This is a genomic window from Sphingomonas sp. R86521 (genome assembly GCF_042466235.1).
GTDB lineage: Bacteria > Pseudomonadota > Alphaproteobacteria > Sphingomonadales > Sphingomonadaceae > Sphingomonas.
This window is the reverse complement of sequence record NZ_JAXHBY010000001.1, coordinates 679,314-694,692: the sequence shown is the minus strand read 5'-3', so window position 1 is coordinate 694,692 and position 15,379 is coordinate 679,314. Positions and strand designations below refer to the sequence as shown.

Below are 15,379 nucleotides of genomic sequence, written 5' to 3'. Positions count from 1 at the left end.
ATCGGGGTGGATCAGCTCTTGATCTTGATCGGCAGGAACTGCGCCGGACCGCGCCCGCGCTTCACCTGCGCCAGCACCTGCGGACGCCCCGCGGACTTTGCCGCCGCGACCGCCGCCTGGACATCGGCAGCGGTACGCACCGGCGCACCGTTGATCGAGACGATCACGTCGCCGCGCTTCAGCTTGCCTGCAGCGTCGCTGTCGTTCGCGACCGCCGCGATCACGACGCCCTGCGTGGTCGCCTCGACGCCGACCGCCTGCGCGATCGCCGGGGTCAGCGGCTGCACGCTCAGACCCAGGCCACCGCCGGCTGCCGGTGCGACGGTTGCGCCGTCGCCGTCGTTGTCGTCACCGTCGCCGCCAAAGCCCTGCGCATCGCCGCCCAGCGTCGCCGCCAGCTTGTCGGCGCTAGGCCGCGGTGCGACCACGACGTTTGCGACCACCGGCTTGCCGTTGCGCAGGATATCGAGGCGCGCGGTCGCGCCCGGCTTCACGTTCGACACCAGATAGGACAGCGACTGGTCGACCGTGACCTGCTGCCCGTTGACCTTGGTCACGACGTCGCCCGCGCGAACGCCGGCGCGCGCCGACGGGCCGCCCGCGGTCACGTCGTTGATCAGCTCGCCCTGGTTCTTCGGGATGCCCAGCGCTGCCGCGGTATCCTCGTTGATCGTGCCGCCCGGCTGCAGCTGCACGCCGATATAGCCGCGCTCGATCGTGCCGCCCTTCATCAGGGTCGCGATGATCGGCTTCGCGGTCGCCGCGGGGATCGCGAAGCCGATGCCGATATTGCCGCCCGACTGGCTGAAGATCTGCGAATTGACGCCGATCACGTTGCCGTTGAGATCGAACATCGGGCCGCCCGAATTGCCCTGGTTGATCGACGCATCGGTCTGGATGAAGCGGTCATACGCGCCGCCCTGCCCGGTGACGCGGTTGATCGCCGAGATGATCCCGGCGGTAACCGTGCCGCCCAGACCGAACGGCTCGCCGATCGCGACCACCCAGTCGCCGACACGCGCGCCGGCCGAATCGCCGAACTTCACGAACGGCAGGTTGGCCGCATCGATCTTGAGCAGCGCCAGATCGGAATCGGCGTCCTTGCCGATCACCTTGGCGACATATTCCTTCTTGTCGCTGAGCGTGACCGTGATCGAGTCCACCGTAGCGCCCTGCGCACCCGGCGAGATCACGTGGTTGTTAGTCACGACATAGCCGTCCGGCGAGATCAGGAATCCCGACCCCAGCGACGCGCCCTCGCGCTTGACCGGCGCGCCACCCTGGCCGCCGCCACCGCCGAACAGGTCGCCGAACGGCGTGCCTGCGAACGGATTGGCCTGCTGCTTCTGGACGATGGTCTGCTTGGTCGAGATGTTGACGACCGCCGGCTGCAGCTTCGCGACCATGTCGGCAAAGCTCATCGGCGCGCCGGGCTTGGGCGAGACCGCCTGGATCGCGCCGGGCTCGTTCTGCGCGACCTGCGCGGTGCCGGGCTGCAACGCGAGTGTCGCGGTCGCACCGCCTAGAAGAAGCGCACTGGTAATGGCGTAGGCGTAACGCACTGGAATGTTGTCCTCTCGTTTGATCGGTCGAGACATACGGCTGTTCGCCAAGTCATGCTGAACGATACTTGAATATGAACGGGTCGTCAGACGTTCAACGCCCGCGGCCCTCGAATTCCTTGAGGTAAGAATTGTTCGGCGAAAGAATGATCGACGTCGATCCTTCCGGCTTGGTGCCATCGGCGCCGAACGTATGGCGGTACGACTGCATCGCGCGGTAGAAATCGTAGAAGTCGGCGTCCTTGCCAAAGCTCTCGGCATAGATCCGCGCGGAATCGGCATCGGCCTGTGCGCGGACGATCTGCGCCTGCTTCTGGCCCTCGGCACGGATCGTGATCGCCTCCTGCTGGCGCGCGCTCTGCATGCGCTTGAGCGCGCTATCCAGCGGCAGACCGACCGGCAGGTTCGCCTGCTTGATGCGGACGTCGACGATCTCGACGCCGTACTGGCTGGCGACGCGCTGCAGCCCGATCTGGATATTGTCCATCAACTGCCCACGCTCGGGGCTGAGCAGTTCGACGAACTGCCGCTTGCCGAGCTCGTTGCGCAGCGCCGAGCCGAAGATCGGCCGCAGCTGATCGGGGATCCGATCCTCGCTGCCGACCGCGTTGCGCATCTTCCGCGGATCGACGATCCGATACCGCGCATAGGCATCGACCTCGAGCCGCAGCTGGTCGGTCGACAGCACCAGCGTGTTGTCGAGCTCCAGGTCCTGCACGCGCTTGTCGACCCAGACGATCCGATCGATGAACGGGATGCGCGCGATCAGGCCCGCACCGGTCTGGCCGAACGGCACGCCCGGCTGCCAGACGTTGACGGTACGGATCGGCTGGCCGAACCGCAGGATCACCGCCTGCTTGGTCTCCGGCACGATCGCGAAGGTCGCGGCGGCGAGGATCACCAGCACCAGCGCGACGAAGCCCAGCACCACCGGGTTGCGATAGAACGCGGTCACTGGGCTGCTCCCGCCTGGGTCGCGGGTGCGACCTCGGGCTCGGGCAACCGCTTGGCGTTCGACAGCGGCAGATACGGCACGACCCCGCCGGGAGTCTCGACGATCGTCTTGTCGGTCTTGGCCAGCACCGCCTCCATGGTCTCGTAATACATCCGGCGGCGGGTCACTTCGGGCGCAAGCTTGTACTGCTCGTACACCTTGTCGAACGACGCTGCCTCGCCCTGCGCGCGCGCCACGACCTGCTGCGCATAGGAGCGCGACTGGTTGAGGTTGGCGATCGCTTCCTGCTGCGCAGCGGTCACCGCGTTGAAGTCCTCGACGATCCGTGCCGGCGCCGCGGCCTGCTTGATCGCGACGCCCTGTATCCGGACACCCGACTTGTAGTCGTTGAGGATCGCCTGAGTCAGTTCGGCAACGCGCTGTTCGATCACGGTCCGGCCGGTGCCGATCGCCTGGCTCAGCGTCGTCGTCGCAACCACCGCGCGCATCGCGCTCTCGGCGGCGGCGCGCACGGTGTCCTGCGGCTGGGCCAGCTGGAACACGTAATCGCGCGGATCGGCGATGTCCCAGCGTACCGAATACGCCAGGTCGATGATGTTCTGGTCGCCGGTCAGGGTCAGGTTCTCACCCTCGCCGACGGGAAAATTGTCGGTGCGGATCTTCTGCACATCGACCACGTCGACGTCCGCGAACGGTGCCGGCAGCGTCACCCGCAGGCCGGGCTCCAACGTCCCGGCATATTGCCCGAAATAGGTCACGACGCCGCGCTGCTGCGGGCCGATCTGGTGCACCGACGTGAACAGCACCCAGGCGACAAGGATGACCACGACGCCGATCGCCCACAGCGTGCGGGCGTTGGCGCCCGAGGGCAGCCCCCCGAAATTGCCGCCGCCGCCGTTGCCGCCGCCACCGGTGTTGCGCGCCTTGCGCAGGAACTCGTCGAGCGCACTCGGCTTGACCGCACCCTTGCGGCCACCCGGCGGCGTCGCCCAGGGATTGCGCGGGCCGCCCGTACCGCCGCCGTTTCCATCATCGCCGGACCCGCCCCACGGGCCTTTTGGAATTTCTGCGGCAAGGATAGGGGGACGCCGGAACCAGCGCGAGAAGATCGTCATCATGCCTTTATAGGACCGCGGCGGCGGAAAAACAGTGCCAAGCGCGCGCCGCGACCCTATCTGCCGGACCATGATCGACATCGAAGCGGTAAAGGCGGCGATCGCCGCAGTAGCCGGCGCGCGCGCCACGGTCCGTTTGGAGGGTGCCCGGCTGGGCGTCGTCATCGACGCCACCGGGCTCGACCCGCAGGCGCGCGATGCCCTTGAAGCAACCGTGCGCATGGCCGCGACCCAGCCGGGCATCGCCGAGGTCCGCATCGCGATGACCGCCGAACGCAGCACCCGCCGCCTGATCGCGGTCGCCAGCGGCAAGGGCGGCGTTGGCAAATCGACGCTCTCCGCCAATCTTGCGATCGCGCTGTCGAAGGCCGGGCGTCGCGTCGGCCTCGTCGACGCCGACATCTACGGCCCCTCGCAACCCCGGCTGATGGGCGTCGAGGGCACCCGCCCGACTGCCAAGGACAAGGTGCTCGATCCGGTCCCGACCCCGTACGGCGTACCGCTGCTATCGATGGGCCAACTCGTCGAACCCGGCCGCGCACTAGCCTGGCGCGGACCGATGGCGGCCGGCGCGCTCGGCCAGCTGGTCGAGGCGGACTGGGGCGCTGTCGACACCCTGGTGCTCGACCTCCCGCCAGGCACCGGCGACGTCCAGCTGACGATGGTGCAGAAATACCGCCCGGCAGGCGCGGTGATCGTATCCACCCCGCAGGACCTCGCGCTGATCGACGCCCGCCGCGCGATCGACCTGTTCGAGAAAGCGGGCGTGCCGATCATCGGGCTGGTCGAGAACATGGCCGGTTATGTCTGCCCGCATTGCGGCGAATCCTCCGACCCGTTCGGCAACGGCGGCGCGGAAGCGGCGGCCGCCGAACTCGGCATTCCCTTCCTCGGTCGCGTACCCCTGACGATCGCGCTGCGTACCGCATCGGATGCCGGCAAGCCCCCCGCCGCCGAGCCCGGCGATACGGTATTCGCGCCGTTGGCGGCACGGCTCGTCGCATGGCTCGCTACGCTATGAAACCGGACGGGCGGTTCGACGTTCATGGATTACCGGTCGTACCTGACGCGTAGAGTCACGGTACGAGCGGACCAGTTTCCTAGATGGGAGGCATCGATGCCGCTTACCGCCGATGCCGATATCAAGGCGCTGCTCGAAGGCGCCCGCACGATCGCGATGATCGGTGCCTCCGACCGCCCGGACCGCCCCTCCTACGGCGTCATGGCGAGGCTGCAGGCGCACGGCTACCGCGTGATCCCGGTCAATCCACAGATCACCGGCGAGCACGTCCACAGCGAATTCGTTTTCCGCGACCTCTCGCAACTCGGCGATCCGATCGACATCGTCGATATCTTCCGCAATTCGGCCGCGGCAGGCGAGGCCGTCGACCAGGCGATCGCCGCCGGTGCGAAGGCGGTCTGGATGCAGCTCGGCGTCATCAACCAGGAAGCCGCCGCCCGCGCCGAGGCGGCGGGACTGCAGGTCGTGATGGACCGCTGCCCCGCGATCGACATTCCGGCGCTGGGCGTCGCGCCGATCGAACCCGACCGGGAATGATCCCGAAACGCTAATCGCAACTGGCGCTCTTCGCACCGATCGGGCAGCATCGTGGCGTCCGCCGATGCGAGGTACGCGATGCTGCTGTTTCTCTTTGCACTTCAGGCTGACGCCGCCGCGCTGGTGGATACTGCGCGCCGCATGACAAGCGCAGAGAATCGCTGCGTCCTGACCACAGACACTACGGACGTAACCGTCTGCGGCCTCCGCCGTGCCGATCGCTTCCGCGCCCCACTCGTGACTACGCCTTCGCGGCGCGACAACGTCGCCGAACAGCGCGCCACCCTCACCCATGCCCGCACTCCGATGGAGGATATGGGTCCGTTCCTCGTCGGTGGCGGTGCCGCGGGCGTAACCGCGACCGTCGGGGGCGAAGGCGGCGCGAAGTTCGCCGGCATGCGTCCCCCTGCACCGTGATGCTTGTCCTCCTGGCGCTCCTTCAGGCGGCTCCGGCCCCCGCCCCAGCGCCCGAGCGCTTCTCGATCCTGGTCGACCCATGCGCCAGCGCCACCGACGACAAGGGCACCGACGTCATCGTCTGCGGTCGCCCGGACGCGATCACCCCGCGCCTGCCGTTGCGCGACTTTCGCGGCGTACCCGACCGGCCGATGCCGTCGAACCCCGACATGCTCGCCTCGGTCGCGCTGAACGGCAAGCCCGTCGGCAATGAATGCGGCGCGTACGGCGAGGATTGCCCGGTTGGCTTTGGCGGATACGTGCTACCCAAGGCCGTCGATGGTGCAATCGGGTTGGTGAAAAGCGCGCTCGCAAAGAAGCCCGACAAACGCGGCCGCGTGCCGATCCTGCTCGACGATCCGATTCCGCCAAAGCCTTCGCCCTAAGATCGGAAACCATGATGACGAGCTATGTGACCACGAGCGACGGTGCCGAGATCTTTTACAAGGACTGGGGTCCCAAGGATGCCCAGCCGATCATGTTCCATCACGGCTGGCCGCTGTCGTCGGACGACTGGGACGGCCAGATGCTGTTCTTCCTCGCCAACGGGTTCCGCGTCGTCGCGCATGATCGTCGCGGACACGGCCGGTCGAGCCAGATCGGCACCGGCCACGACATGGACCATTATGCCGCCGATGCCGCCGCCGTCGTCGAGCATCTCGACCTGCGCAACGCCGTCCATATCGGTCACTCGACCGGCGGTGGCGAGGTCGCGCGCTATGTCGCGCAGCACGGTCTGCCCGCCGGTCGCGTCGCCAAGGCGGTGCTGGTCAGCTCGGTCCCGCCGATCATGCTCAAGACCGATCGCTACCCGGGCGGCCTGCCGATGGAGGTGTTCGACGGCTTCCGCAACGGCCTCGCCGCCAACCGCGCGCAATTCTACCGCGATGTCGCCGCCGGGCCGTTTTACGGCTTCAACCGCCCCGGTGCGACCGTCAGCGAAGGCGTCATCGGCAATTGGTGGCGTCAGGGCATGATCGGCAGCGCGCTGGCGCATCACGCCGGGATCAAGGCATTCTCGGAGACCGACCAGACCGACGACCTCAAGGCGATCACCGTCCCGACGCTCGTCCTGCAGGGCGACGACGACCAGATCGTACCCTACAAGAACGCCGCCGAACTCCAGGCCGAGCTTCTGCCCAACGCGACCCTGAAAATCTATCCGGGGTTCGGCCACGGCATGCTCACGATCAATCCCGAGGTCCTGAACCCCGATCTGCTCGCCTTCATCCGCAGCTGATCGCCCGACGCCGACGTTCCGCCGCGCTTACTGCGCGCGTGGCGGAACAGGCACCGCGGGCGGTCCGTTGGAGACGCCATACCGTCAGTTCAGGAGCCCTGCATGTCGAAGACCGTGATCGCGGATCTGTTCGCCGAAACGCTGCATCTCGCGGGGGTCGAGCGGATCTACGGCGTGGTCGGCGACAGCCTCAACGGCCTGACCGACAGCCTGCGCCGCCAGGGCAAGATCGACTGGATCCATGTCCGCAACGAGGAAGCCGCAGCCTTCGCCGCCGGCGCCGAAGCGCAGCTGACCGGCAAGCTCGCGGTCTGTGCCGGGTCGTGCGGTCCCGGCAACATGCATCTGATCAACGGGCTCTACGATTGCCACCGCACCCGTGTCCCCGTGCTGGCGATCGCCGCGCAGGTGCCGACCGGCGAGGTCGGCTCGAACTATTTCCAGGAAACCCGGCCGGAAGCGCTGTTCCGCGAATGCAGCGTCTATTGCGAGACGATCTCCGACGCCGACCAGATGCCCCGCACCCTCGACACCGCGATCCGCGCCGCGGTCGGCCAGCGCGGCGTATCGGTGGTGGCGATGTCGGGCGACGTCGCGCTCAGGACCACGACCGGAACGCTCGCACGCAACGCCGGCGCGCTGCTACCCGCGCCTGCGACCATCGTCCCGGATGCGGCGGGGGTCGCGGAGCTCGCGGCGCTGCTCAACAGCTCGGGTCGCGTCACCATCCTCGCCGGCCGCGGCTGCCGCACCGCGCACGCCGCGCTGCTCGATCTCGCCAGGGCGTTGCAGGCGCCGATCGTCCACGCGCTCGGCGGCAAGGAGTTCGTCGAATACGACAACCCCTATGACGTCGGCATGACCGGCCTGATCGGTTTCTCGTCGGGATACGACGCGATGATGGGCTGCGACACGCTGCTGATGCTCGGCACCGACTTCCCCTATCGCCAGTTCCTGCCGACCAAGGCCAAGGTGGCGCAGATCGATATCCGGTCCGAAAATCTCGGCCGCCGCACCGGCATCGATATCGGGCTGATCGGCGATGTCGGCGCGACCATCGCCGCGCTGCTGCCGCACCTGACGATCGCGCGCGACAGCGCCTTCCTGCAGGACTCGCGGGAGGATTACGCGAAGGCCCGCAAGGGTCTCGACGACCTCTCGCACGGCAAGCCCGGCAGCGGTATCATCCACCCCCAGCACGTCGCCCGCGTCCTCAGCGAACAGGCATCGGACGACGCGGTGTTCGCCTGCGACGTCGGGACGCCGACGGTCTGGGCCGCGCGCTACCTCAAGATGAACGGCCGCCGCCGCCTGCTCGGCTCATTCAACCATGGCTCGATGGCCAACGCTTTGCCCCAGGCGATCGGCGCACAGGCGTCCTATCCCGGCCGGCAGGTAGTGACGCTGTCGGGCGACGGCGGCCTCGCTATGCTGATGGGCGAGCTGCTGACGATCAAGCAGCTGAATCTGCCGGTGAAGATCATCGTCTTCAACAACGGCACGCTCGGGTTCGTCGAGATGGAGATGAAGGCGGCAGGGCTGATCGAGACCGGGGTCGAACTCGACAATCCCGACTTCGCGGCGATGGCGCGCGCGATCGGCCTGCACGGCGTCCGCGTCACCGATCCGGGCGAGGTCGAGGCGGGCGTCCGCGACGTCCTCGCGCATCCGGGCCCAGCGCTGCTCGACGCGGTCACCGCGCGCACCGAACTGTCGATGCCGCCGACGATCACGATCGAGCAGATGAAGGGCTTCAGCCTCTACATGGCCAAGGCGATCCTGAGCGGCCGCGGCGATTCGGTGATCGAACTCGGCAAGACCAACGTCGGGCTGCTGAAGCGATTCCTGTAACGCCGTCCGATCATTTGCTTCTTCCGTCATCCTGACGGAAGTCAGGATCCAGAGCCACCAGCGTCACGCTTCGTGGCTCTGGATCCCAGCGTTCGCTGGGATAACGTACGGGTTATGATCGACCGGTTTTCACCTAGCGCTGCCCGCTATAAGCGGGCAGCGCTAGGTGGAACCGGATCGCCACGGCGCGCAGGCTGAACCCCGCACTCGCACCGACCACCGCCGCCCAGGCCGGCGGCAACCCCAGCAAGATCAGCGCGGCATAGGTCGCCGAGGCCAGCGCGGCGGCGGTGACGTACAGCTCTGGCCGCATCAGGATCGACGGCTCGCCCGCCAGCACGTCGCGGATGATTCCGCCGACGCACGCCGTGATCACCCCCATCACCGCCGCGGGCACCGGCGGGATGCCGTACCGCATCGCTTTGGACGCGCCGTACACCGCGTACGCCGCCAACCCGACCGCATCGAACCAGCCGAGCGCCTCGTCCTTCCACCACCGCGCCGGCGTCATCCAGATCAGCAGCGCCATCGCCAGGCATACCGCGGCGGCGCGCGCGTCATGGACCCAGAATACCGGCGCCCCGATCAGCAGGTCGCGCACCGTGCCGCCACCAACCCCGGTGATCAGCGCGAAGAAGGCTAGCGTCACCGCGGTCTGCCCGCGCTTCGCCGCCGCCAGCGCACCCGAGGCGGCGAAGACTGCAAGCCCCGCTAGGTCCGCCCAGGGCGCGGCGACCGGCAGGATCATGTGGGGAAGGATCGGCGTAGGCAACATTCCGGCCTCCTACCCCAGAACGAATGCGCGCGCGACGGAACCCTTTCGCTTCCTGAACGTGCGGTTGTTTCAGGTTCATGCAACCGAGGGTAAACACCCGACGTTACGATCTCAGTTCTTTTCCAAACGGGAGTATATTATGCGTAAGATGATCTTGGCCCTTGGCTGCACCGCGATGGTCCTGCCGACGATGCTGGTCCCGGTTTCGTCCGCCGAAGCACGCCGCGAATGGCGCGGGCGCGATGGCCGCGTCTATTGTAAGAAGAACAACGGCACGACCGGCACGATCATCGGCGGCGTCGGTGGCGCCCTGCTCGGCCGCACGGTCGACACCCGCGGCGACCGCACGGTCGGCACGCTCGGCGGCGCGGTCCTTGGTGGCCTCGCCGGTCGCGCGATCGACAAGGGTTCGAGCAACAACGACCGTCGCTGCCGCTAACCGGCCCAGCCCGGGTCCGCCCGGGCGACGGAACTATCGGGGCACTCGCGACATCAGTCGCGAGTGCCCTTTTCTTTTGGAGAGTTTCCATGACGACACGCAGTGGTTCGGCAAAATACGAAGGCCTTGGCAAGGACGGCAAGGGCCATGTCTCGACGCAGTCGGGCGTTCTCGCCGACAGCCCCTACGGCTTCAACACGCGGTTCGAGAACGAGCCCGGCACCAACCCCGAGGAACTGATCGCCGCCGCACACGCCAGCTGCTTCACGATGGCGCTGAGCTTCGCGCTCGCGGGCAAGGGCTATTCGGCGGGCACGCTGGAGACCAGCGCCAAGGTGACGCTCGACAAGGACGGCGACGGCTTCACGATCACCAAGTCCGCGCTGACGCTGAACGCGCAGGTCGACGGCATCACGCCGGAAGAGTTCGAGGCGATCGCCAAGGACGCCAAGGCGAACTGCCCGGTGTCGAAGGTCCTGAATTGCGAGATCACGCTTGAGCACACGCTCGCCTGACCCCGTATCCGGCCCTCCCCGCCGGGGAGGGCCGGGTTAAATGATCCCGCCGCCCAGCATCAGTCGCAGCGCGAAGATGATTATCAGCACGATATTGAGGTTGCGTCCGGCGTTGCTCGACGACAGCGCGCCCACCGCGGCGCCGACGATCCCGATCGGGATGACCAGCCAGTTCATCCAGCCGAGCAGCGGTATGAACGCGACCAGCCCCAGCGCGAGGGTGACGAAGCCGATGAGGATCGAGACAAGATTGAGCATGCGCGGGATATGGCGCGTGGCTCGGTCGCGAGCAAGTCTCGGGGACTGACCCGGCATCCGCGCCGCGCCGACCACGCAAACGCTTTTTTGACGCCCTTCCCGCTATGGTCGGCGCCATGACCATGATTCGCGCCCTCCCCCTGCTCGCGCTTGCCCTCGTCGCGTGCGGCAAGACGCCCGCCGCCCAGCAGGATCTCAACAGCCTCGACGCCGAACTGACCAACGGTGCGAGCAATGCCCGCGACCCTGCGCTGACCGCGGCGCTCGCCGACCAGATCATGGTCGACCCGACGCTCGCGCAATCCTCCAACGGCAATGCGGTCCGCCCGCCGCCCCGCCCCGTCAGCGGCGCCGTGCCGCCCGACGGGGTCGCCGCACGGACCGACCCGACCGACCCGGCCACGCTGAAGAAGGCGCCGGCCGCCAGCAACGATTGCCCCGAATGCAAGGCCGCCAAGGGCGCGCTGACGCTCGGTGCGCTCGCCGAACGCCAGGCCAATCGCCGCACCGCCGCCTGCGCCGATGCGATCGGCTACAGCGCCGGCTGGGCCAACCGCTTGCCGGCCGACCTGCCGCTCTATCCCGACGCGCGGCTGTCCGAAGCCGCTGGCGCCGACCAGAACGGGTGCCGCCTCCGCGTCGTCAGCTTCGTAAGCAGCGCCAACGTCGATCGCCTGCTCGACTTCTACTACACCAAGGCGAATGCGGCGGGCTATTCGGCCGGCCACCGCACCGACGGCGCGCAGCACGTCCTGGGCGGCACCCGCGGCGAAGACGCCTATGTCGTCTATGTCACGGCCCGCAAGGGCGGCGGCAGCGACGTCGATCTGGTCTCCAACGCCGGGATCTGACGGGAGTCTGGACGCGCGACTTCCGCCGCCGCGCGATTCGCGCTACGGGCGCACCATGTCTCTCCTGTATGTCATGCTCGGCGGTGCCTTTGGCTCCGGCGCGCGTTATCTGACGGGCCGCGCGACGTTGTCGCTGTTCGGACCCGATTTTCCCTATGGCACGCTCGCCGTGAACCTGATCGGCGGCCTGCTGATGGGGGCGCTGGTCGGTGCGCTCGCACGTGCCGCGAACGGCGGCGAGACCTGGCGGCTGCTGCTCGGCGTCGGCGTGCTCGGCGGGTTCACGACGTTCTCGTCGTTCTCGCTCGACGCGGTGACCTTGATCGAACGCGGCCAGCTCACCGTAGCGCTCGGCTATGTGCTGGTCTCCGTGATCGGCTCGATCGCCGCGTTGTTCGCCGGCTTGGCGCTGACGAGGACCGTCGCATGACCGCGGGCAAGAGCGACAGCAAGGACGCCGGCGTCCGCGAATACAATGTCGGGTTCGACGACGACGGCATCCGCCTCGACCGCTGGTTCAAGCGGCACCTGCCCGACACCAGCTTCACCACCGTGGCGATGTGGGCGCGCACCGGCCAGCTCCGCGTCGACGGCGCGCGCGCGACGCCCGGCGACCGCATCGCCGCCGGCCAGATGCTCCGCGTCCCCCCGCCCGAAGCCGACAAAGCCAGCGCCGACGAAGACAAGCCCAAGCGCGTCCGCGAACGCGTGATCCTGTCCGACGAGGAAACCGAACTCGCGCAGGGCATGGTGATCCACAAGGATTTCCAGGCGTTCGTCCTCAACAAGCCCCCCGGCCTCGCGACGCAGGGCGGGACCAAGACCACGCAGCATGTCGACGGCCTGCTCGACGCGCTGCAATACGACAACGAGGGCCGGCCCAAGCTGGTCCACCGCCTCGACAAGGACACCTCGGGCGCATTGCTCGTCGCACGCACCAGCCGCGCCGCGGCATTCTTCGCGAAGGCGTTCTCGGGCCGCACCGCGCGAAAAGTCTATTGGGCGCTGGTGGTCGACGTGCCGTCGATCGAGGACGGCATGATCGAACTGCCGATCGCCAAGCAACCCGGCACCGGCGGCGAGAAGATGCACGTCGACGAGGCCGAGGGCGCACCAGCCCGCACCCGCTACCGCGTGATCGAACGCGCCGGCAATCGTGCCGCGTGGGTCGAGCTGCAGCCGTTCACCGGCCGCACCCACCAGCTGCGCGTGCACATGGCGGCGATCGGCCATCCGATCGTCGGCGACGGCAAATACGGCGGCGCGGCGGCGTTCCTGACCGGCGGCATCTCGCGGAAGATGCATCTGCATGCGCGCCGCATCAAGGTTGACCATCCCGATGGCGGCGGCATCGACGTCACCGCCGGGCTGCCGACGCACTTCGCCGAAAGCCTCGTCCAGCTGGGCTTCGACGAGAAGCTCGGCGACGCGCTGGTGCTCGAGGAAAAGACGCCGATGTCCAAGGATCAGCTGAAGAGCCGCGCCAAGGCGCACTCGAAAGTGATGCGCAAGGAACATCGCGGCGAACGCCGTGGCCGCGGCGCGCAGGACGACAAACCCCGCGCCGGCGCGCGGACCGGTGGCGCGAAGGCGGGCACGCCCGGCGGCGTGAAGCCCAAGGGCGCACCGAAATCAGGCCCCAAGGGTGGGGCCAAGCGCTGATGCATCCCAACCCGGCCTTCCGGGCAGAGAATGACATCCGGTCGCTCGAAGCCGCCGCCGCGATCGGCTTCGCGCACATCGTCGTGGTCACCGATCAGGGGCCGATGGTCGTTCACGCGCCGGTGACACAGGCCGGAAGCCGGCTGCAGTTTCACGTCGCCCGCGGCAATCGCGCGACCGCGCATCTCGACGGCGCCACCGTGCTCGTCAGCGTCGTCGGCGCTCACGGCTATGTCAGCCCCAACTGGTATGTCGACCACACCAATCAGGTGCCGACCTGGAACTATGATGCGATCGAGATCGACGGCGTCGCGCACGCGATCGACGATGCGGCGCTGGTCGAACAGCTCGACGCGCTCGCCCGGTTCCACGAACCCCGCGTCAATCCCGATAACCCCTGGTCGCAGGACAAGATGGACGAGACCGTGTTCGCACGCATGCGCGGCGGCATCCGCGGGTTCGAGGTTGCGGTAACGGCGATCCGCGGCACCACGAAGCTCAGCCAGAACAAGTCCCCGGGGGATCGCATTGGCATCATTGCTGGCTTGAACGCATGCGGCAACACCGACCTCGCCGAGGCGATGGCATGACCCGCCTTGCCGTATTCGATTGCGACGGGACGCTCGTCGACAGCCAGGCGAACATCTGCGTCGCCTGCGAGAGCGCGTTCGAACAGTCCGGGCTCATCCCCCCGCCCCGCGCGGCAATCCGCAGAATCGTCGGGCTGAGCCTGGTCGAGGCGATGTGCGTGCTGCTTCCCGAAGCCGATGACGCGACCCACCGCATGCTCGCCGAGCGCTACAAGGAGATTTTCCGGGCGATGCGCACGGACGGCCGACTGGCCGACGAACCGTTGTTCGACGGCATCGCCGATGTCCTCCGCACGCTGGTCGAAGACGGCTGGGTGCTCGGTGTCGCGACCGGCAAGTCCGATCGCGGGCTCGCGCATATCCTCGAACACCACGCGATCACCGATCGCTTCGTGACGCTGCAGACCGCGGATCGGCACCCATCCAAACCCAACCCGACGATGCTGCGCGCAGCAATGGCCGAGGCCGGGGCCACCGCCGAGGAAACCGCGATGATCGGCGATACGAGTTTCGACATGGCGATGGCCCGGGCAGCCGGCGCGCGTGCAGTCGGTGTCGCCTGGGGCTATCACGGCGTCCACGAACTGTCCGATGCTGGCGCCGATGTCGTTGCACAGGCGGTCTCAGAACTGCCTCGCCTGATGATCCGGCCATGACCGACGACCGGCAGGCACAGGGTCGCTGGCTGGCGCTGGTCGGCGTGCGGATTGCAGGGACGGCGGGCGCGATGCTCGGCCTCGTGCTGATCGCACGCGCCTATGCGTGGCCGCAAAAGGCGCTGGGCGTCGCGATCGTGCTGTCGGCGCTGCTGCTGATCGCGGTGGTGCCAAAGGCGCTCGCGCATCGCTGGCGGACGCCCGACGCATGAAGCGGTTCTGGACCGACGTCGGGATCGACGCCGACCGCATCGTCACGCTCGACGGCAAGCCGGTACGCACCCCCGGCAAGCGGCCGCTCGCGCTCCCGACCGATGCGCTGGCCCAGGCGGTGGCGGAGGAATGGCGTGCGGTCGGCACCGATATCGACCCGCGAACGATGCCGCTGACCGGGCTCGCCAACGCGGCGACCGACCCGATCGCCGCCGAGCCGGTATCCTTCGCAGCGGGCCTCGCGCGTTATGCCGAGAGCGACCTGCTCTGCTACCGCGCCGAGGGACCACCACCGCTGGTCGAGCGGCAGGCCGTCGCCTGGGATCCGATGCTCGACTGGGCCGCGACCCGCTATGACGTCCATTTCGCCGTCACCGCGGGCGTCATGCACGTGGCACAGCCGCCCGCAACGATCGCGCGACTAGGTGCCGCGGCAGCCGCGTTCGATATTTTCGCGCTTGCCGGGCTGTCGACGGTGGTAACGCTGACCGGGTCGCTGGTGATCGCGCTTGCCCTCATCGAGCGGCGGATCGATGCCGACACCGCGTGGAATGCCGCCGGGATCGACGAGGACTGGTCGGTCGAGATGTGGGGCGAGGACTGGCAAGAGGCCCAGTCGCGCGCGGCCAGACGCCGCGAATTCGACTCCGCCGTGACGTTCCTGGAGCTGCTTGCCCGCTAGC

General features: G+C 68.0%; 20 protein-coding genes. 15 read left to right on the top strand and 5 right to left on the bottom strand.

What is annotated here, in order from left to right; translation table 11 throughout:
* Nucleotides 1–11 precede the first annotated feature (11 nt).
* From SJY20_RS03410 to hflK, 3 genes are all read right to left on the bottom strand, one after another.
* A complete protein-coding gene (locus tag SJY20_RS03410) occupies nucleotides 12–1,562 on the bottom strand; it encodes a Do family serine endopeptidase (RefSeq protein WP_380785196.1) in 1,551 nt (516 codons plus the stop codon).
* A 94-nt stretch (nucleotides 1,563–1,656) separates the two neighbouring features.
* Nucleotides 1,657–2,517, bottom strand: a complete 861-nt coding sequence (gene hflC / locus SJY20_RS03405) for a protease modulator HflC (protein WP_380785195.1) — start codon at nucleotides 2,515–2,517, stop codon at nucleotides 1,657–1,659.
* Nucleotides 2,514–3,632: a protease modulator HflK gene (gene hflK, locus SJY20_RS03400; RefSeq protein ID WP_380788546.1), complete on the bottom strand. Its 1,119-nt coding sequence runs from the start codon at nucleotides 3,630–3,632 to the stop codon at nucleotides 2,514–2,516. Before hflK ends, hflC begins: the two co-directional genes overlap by 4 nt.
* A gap of 70 nt (nucleotides 3,633–3,702) precedes the next feature.
* Between hflK and SJY20_RS03395 the strand changes: the two genes are divergently transcribed.
* The 6 genes from SJY20_RS03395 to poxB all read left to right on the top strand — a co-directional run bounded on the left by SJY20_RS03395 (nucleotide 3,703) and on the right by poxB (nucleotide 8,737).
* Nucleotides 3,703–4,653 (top strand): Mrp/NBP35 family ATP-binding protein, encoded by a 951-nt coding sequence (locus SJY20_RS03395; protein ID WP_380785194.1) that lies wholly within the window; start codon nucleotides 3,703–3,705, stop codon nucleotides 4,651–4,653.
* Nucleotides 4,654–4,749: 96 nt separating this feature from the next.
* Nucleotides 4,750–5,190 carry a CoA-binding protein gene (locus SJY20_RS03390; protein ID WP_380785193.1) on the top strand — a complete coding sequence of 147 codons (441 nt, stop codon included), beginning with the start codon at nucleotides 4,750–4,752 and terminating at the stop codon, nucleotides 5,188–5,190.
* A 78-nt stretch (nucleotides 5,191–5,268) separates the two neighbouring features.
* Nucleotides 5,269–5,607: a hypothetical protein gene (locus SJY20_RS03385; protein ID WP_380785192.1), complete on the top strand. Its 339-nt coding sequence runs from the start codon at nucleotides 5,269–5,271 to the stop codon at nucleotides 5,605–5,607.
* The gene (locus tag SJY20_RS03380) at nucleotides 5,607–6,032 is read left to right on the top strand and encodes a hypothetical protein (RefSeq protein ID WP_380788544.1); all 426 of its coding nucleotides are present in this window, start codon (nucleotides 5,607–5,609) and stop codon (nucleotides 6,030–6,032) included. The genes SJY20_RS03385 and SJY20_RS03380 overlap by 1 nt, the downstream gene beginning before the upstream one ends.
* 14 nt (nucleotides 6,033–6,046) lie before the next feature.
* Nucleotides 6,047–6,886, top strand: a complete 840-nt coding sequence (locus tag SJY20_RS03375; RefSeq protein WP_380788542.1) for an alpha/beta fold hydrolase — start codon at nucleotides 6,047–6,049, stop codon at nucleotides 6,884–6,886.
* 102 nt (nucleotides 6,887–6,988) lie between these two features.
* On the top strand, nucleotides 6,989–8,737 hold the full coding sequence (gene poxB, locus SJY20_RS03370) for a ubiquinone-dependent pyruvate dehydrogenase (RefSeq protein ID WP_380785191.1): 1,749 nt from the start codon (nucleotides 6,989–6,991) through the stop codon (nucleotides 8,735–8,737).
* 133 nt (nucleotides 8,738–8,870) lie between these two features.
* Here the strand turns inward: poxB and SJY20_RS03365 are convergent, their stop codons facing one another.
* Nucleotides 8,871–9,512, bottom strand: coding sequence for a trimeric intracellular cation channel family protein (locus SJY20_RS03365; protein ID WP_380785190.1), 642 nt, complete (start codon nucleotides 9,510–9,512; stop codon nucleotides 8,871–8,873).
* A 139-nt stretch (nucleotides 9,513–9,651) separates the two neighbouring features.
* On the opposite strand from SJY20_RS03365, the gene SJY20_RS03360 reads away from it, so the two are divergent.
* A complete protein-coding gene (locus SJY20_RS03360; protein ID WP_380785189.1) occupies nucleotides 9,652–9,951 on the top strand; it encodes a glycine zipper 2TM domain-containing protein in 300 nt (99 codons plus the stop codon).
* An 89-nt stretch (nucleotides 9,952–10,040) separates the two neighbouring features.
* On the top strand, nucleotides 10,041–10,466 hold the full coding sequence (locus SJY20_RS03355; protein WP_380785188.1) for an OsmC family protein: 426 nt from the start codon (nucleotides 10,041–10,043) through the stop codon (nucleotides 10,464–10,466).
* 36 nt (nucleotides 10,467–10,502) lie between these two features.
* On the opposite strand, the gene SJY20_RS03350 is transcribed toward SJY20_RS03355, so the two are convergent.
* Nucleotides 10,503–10,724 (bottom strand): hypothetical protein, encoded by a 222-nt coding sequence (locus SJY20_RS03350; protein ID WP_380785187.1) that lies wholly within the window; start codon nucleotides 10,722–10,724, stop codon nucleotides 10,503–10,505.
* 122 nt (nucleotides 10,725–10,846) lie between these two features.
* Here SJY20_RS03350 and SJY20_RS03345 point away from each other — a divergent pair, with 122 nt between their 5' ends.
* The 7 genes from SJY20_RS03345 to SJY20_RS03315 are packed head-to-tail and all read left to right on the top strand — an operon-like array spanning nucleotide 10,847 to nucleotide 15,378.
* A complete protein-coding gene (locus SJY20_RS03345; RefSeq protein WP_380785186.1) occupies nucleotides 10,847–11,575 on the top strand; it encodes a hypothetical protein in 729 nt (242 codons plus the stop codon).
* Nucleotides 11,576–11,630: 55 nt separating this feature from the next.
* On the top strand, nucleotides 11,631–12,005 hold the full coding sequence (gene crcB / locus SJY20_RS03340) for a fluoride efflux transporter CrcB (RefSeq protein WP_380785185.1): 375 nt from the start codon (nucleotides 11,631–11,633) through the stop codon (nucleotides 12,003–12,005).
* On the top strand, nucleotides 12,002–13,237 hold the full coding sequence (locus tag SJY20_RS03335; RefSeq protein WP_380785184.1) for a pseudouridine synthase: 1,236 nt from the start codon (nucleotides 12,002–12,004) through the stop codon (nucleotides 13,235–13,237). The genes crcB and SJY20_RS03335 overlap by 4 nt, the downstream gene beginning before the upstream one ends.
* Nucleotides 13,237–13,827 carry an FMN-binding negative transcriptional regulator gene (locus SJY20_RS03330; RefSeq protein WP_380785183.1) on the top strand — a complete coding sequence of 197 codons (591 nt, stop codon included), beginning with the start codon at nucleotides 13,237–13,239 and terminating at the stop codon, nucleotides 13,825–13,827. The genes SJY20_RS03335 and SJY20_RS03330 overlap by 1 nt, the downstream gene beginning before the upstream one ends.
* Complete coding sequence (locus SJY20_RS03325) at nucleotides 13,824–14,483, top strand: HAD-IA family hydrolase (RefSeq protein ID WP_380785182.1); 660 nt, start codon at nucleotides 13,824–13,826, stop codon at nucleotides 14,481–14,483. Before SJY20_RS03330 ends, SJY20_RS03325 begins: the two co-directional genes overlap by 4 nt.
* A complete protein-coding gene (locus SJY20_RS03320; RefSeq protein ID WP_380785181.1) occupies nucleotides 14,480–14,695 on the top strand; it encodes a hypothetical protein in 216 nt (71 codons plus the stop codon). The genes SJY20_RS03325 and SJY20_RS03320 overlap by 4 nt, the downstream gene beginning before the upstream one ends.
* Entirely contained in the window at nucleotides 14,692–15,378 is a 687-nt protein-coding gene (locus SJY20_RS03315; RefSeq protein WP_380785180.1) for an ATP12 family chaperone protein, read from the top strand. The genes SJY20_RS03320 and SJY20_RS03315 overlap by 4 nt, the downstream gene beginning before the upstream one ends.
* Nucleotide 15,379 lies beyond the last annotated feature (1 nt).

Coding starts and splice junctions, on each gene's coding strand:
- hflK (WP_380788546.1), bottom strand. CDS start 3,632: ATGACGATCTTCTCGCGCTGGTTCCGGCGTCCCCCTATCCTTGCCGCA.
- SJY20_RS03325 (WP_380785182.1), top strand. CDS start 13,824: ATGACCCGCCTTGCCGTATTCGATTGCGACGGGACGCTCGTCGACAGC.
- SJY20_RS03380 (WP_380788544.1), top strand. CDS start 5,607: ATGCTTGTCCTCCTGGCGCTCCTTCAGGCGGCTCCGGCCCCCGCCCCA.
- SJY20_RS03395 (WP_380785194.1), top strand. CDS start 3,703: ATGATCGACATCGAAGCGGTAAAGGCGGCGATCGCCGCAGTAGCCGGC.
- SJY20_RS03315 (WP_380785180.1), top strand. CDS start 14,692: ATGAAGCGGTTCTGGACCGACGTCGGGATCGACGCCGACCGCATCGTC.
- SJY20_RS03355 (WP_380785188.1), top strand. CDS start 10,041: ATGACGACACGCAGTGGTTCGGCAAAATACGAAGGCCTTGGCAAGGAC.
- poxB (WP_380785191.1), top strand. CDS start 6,989: ATGTCGAAGACCGTGATCGCGGATCTGTTCGCCGAAACGCTGCATCTC.
- crcB (WP_380785185.1), top strand. CDS start 11,631: ATGTCTCTCCTGTATGTCATGCTCGGCGGTGCCTTTGGCTCCGGCGCG.
- SJY20_RS03330 (WP_380785183.1), top strand. CDS start 13,237: ATGCATCCCAACCCGGCCTTCCGGGCAGAGAATGACATCCGGTCGCTC.
- SJY20_RS03350 (WP_380785187.1), bottom strand. CDS start 10,724: ATGCTCAATCTTGTCTCGATCCTCATCGGCTTCGTCACCCTCGCGCTG.
- SJY20_RS03385 (WP_380785192.1), top strand. CDS start 5,269: ATGCTGCTGTTTCTCTTTGCACTTCAGGCTGACGCCGCCGCGCTGGTG.
- SJY20_RS03390 (WP_380785193.1), top strand. CDS start 4,750: ATGCCGCTTACCGCCGATGCCGATATCAAGGCGCTGCTCGAAGGCGCC.
- SJY20_RS03375 (WP_380788542.1), top strand. CDS start 6,047: ATGACGAGCTATGTGACCACGAGCGACGGTGCCGAGATCTTTTACAAG.
- SJY20_RS03345 (WP_380785186.1), top strand. CDS start 10,847: ATGATTCGCGCCCTCCCCCTGCTCGCGCTTGCCCTCGTCGCGTGCGGC.
- SJY20_RS03335 (WP_380785184.1), top strand. CDS start 12,002: ATGACCGCGGGCAAGAGCGACAGCAAGGACGCCGGCGTCCGCGAATAC.
- SJY20_RS03320 (WP_380785181.1), top strand. CDS start 14,480: ATGACCGACGACCGGCAGGCACAGGGTCGCTGGCTGGCGCTGGTCGGC.
- SJY20_RS03365 (WP_380785190.1), bottom strand. CDS start 9,512: ATGTTGCCTACGCCGATCCTTCCCCACATGATCCTGCCGGTCGCCGCG.
- SJY20_RS03360 (WP_380785189.1), top strand. CDS start 9,652: ATGCGTAAGATGATCTTGGCCCTTGGCTGCACCGCGATGGTCCTGCCG.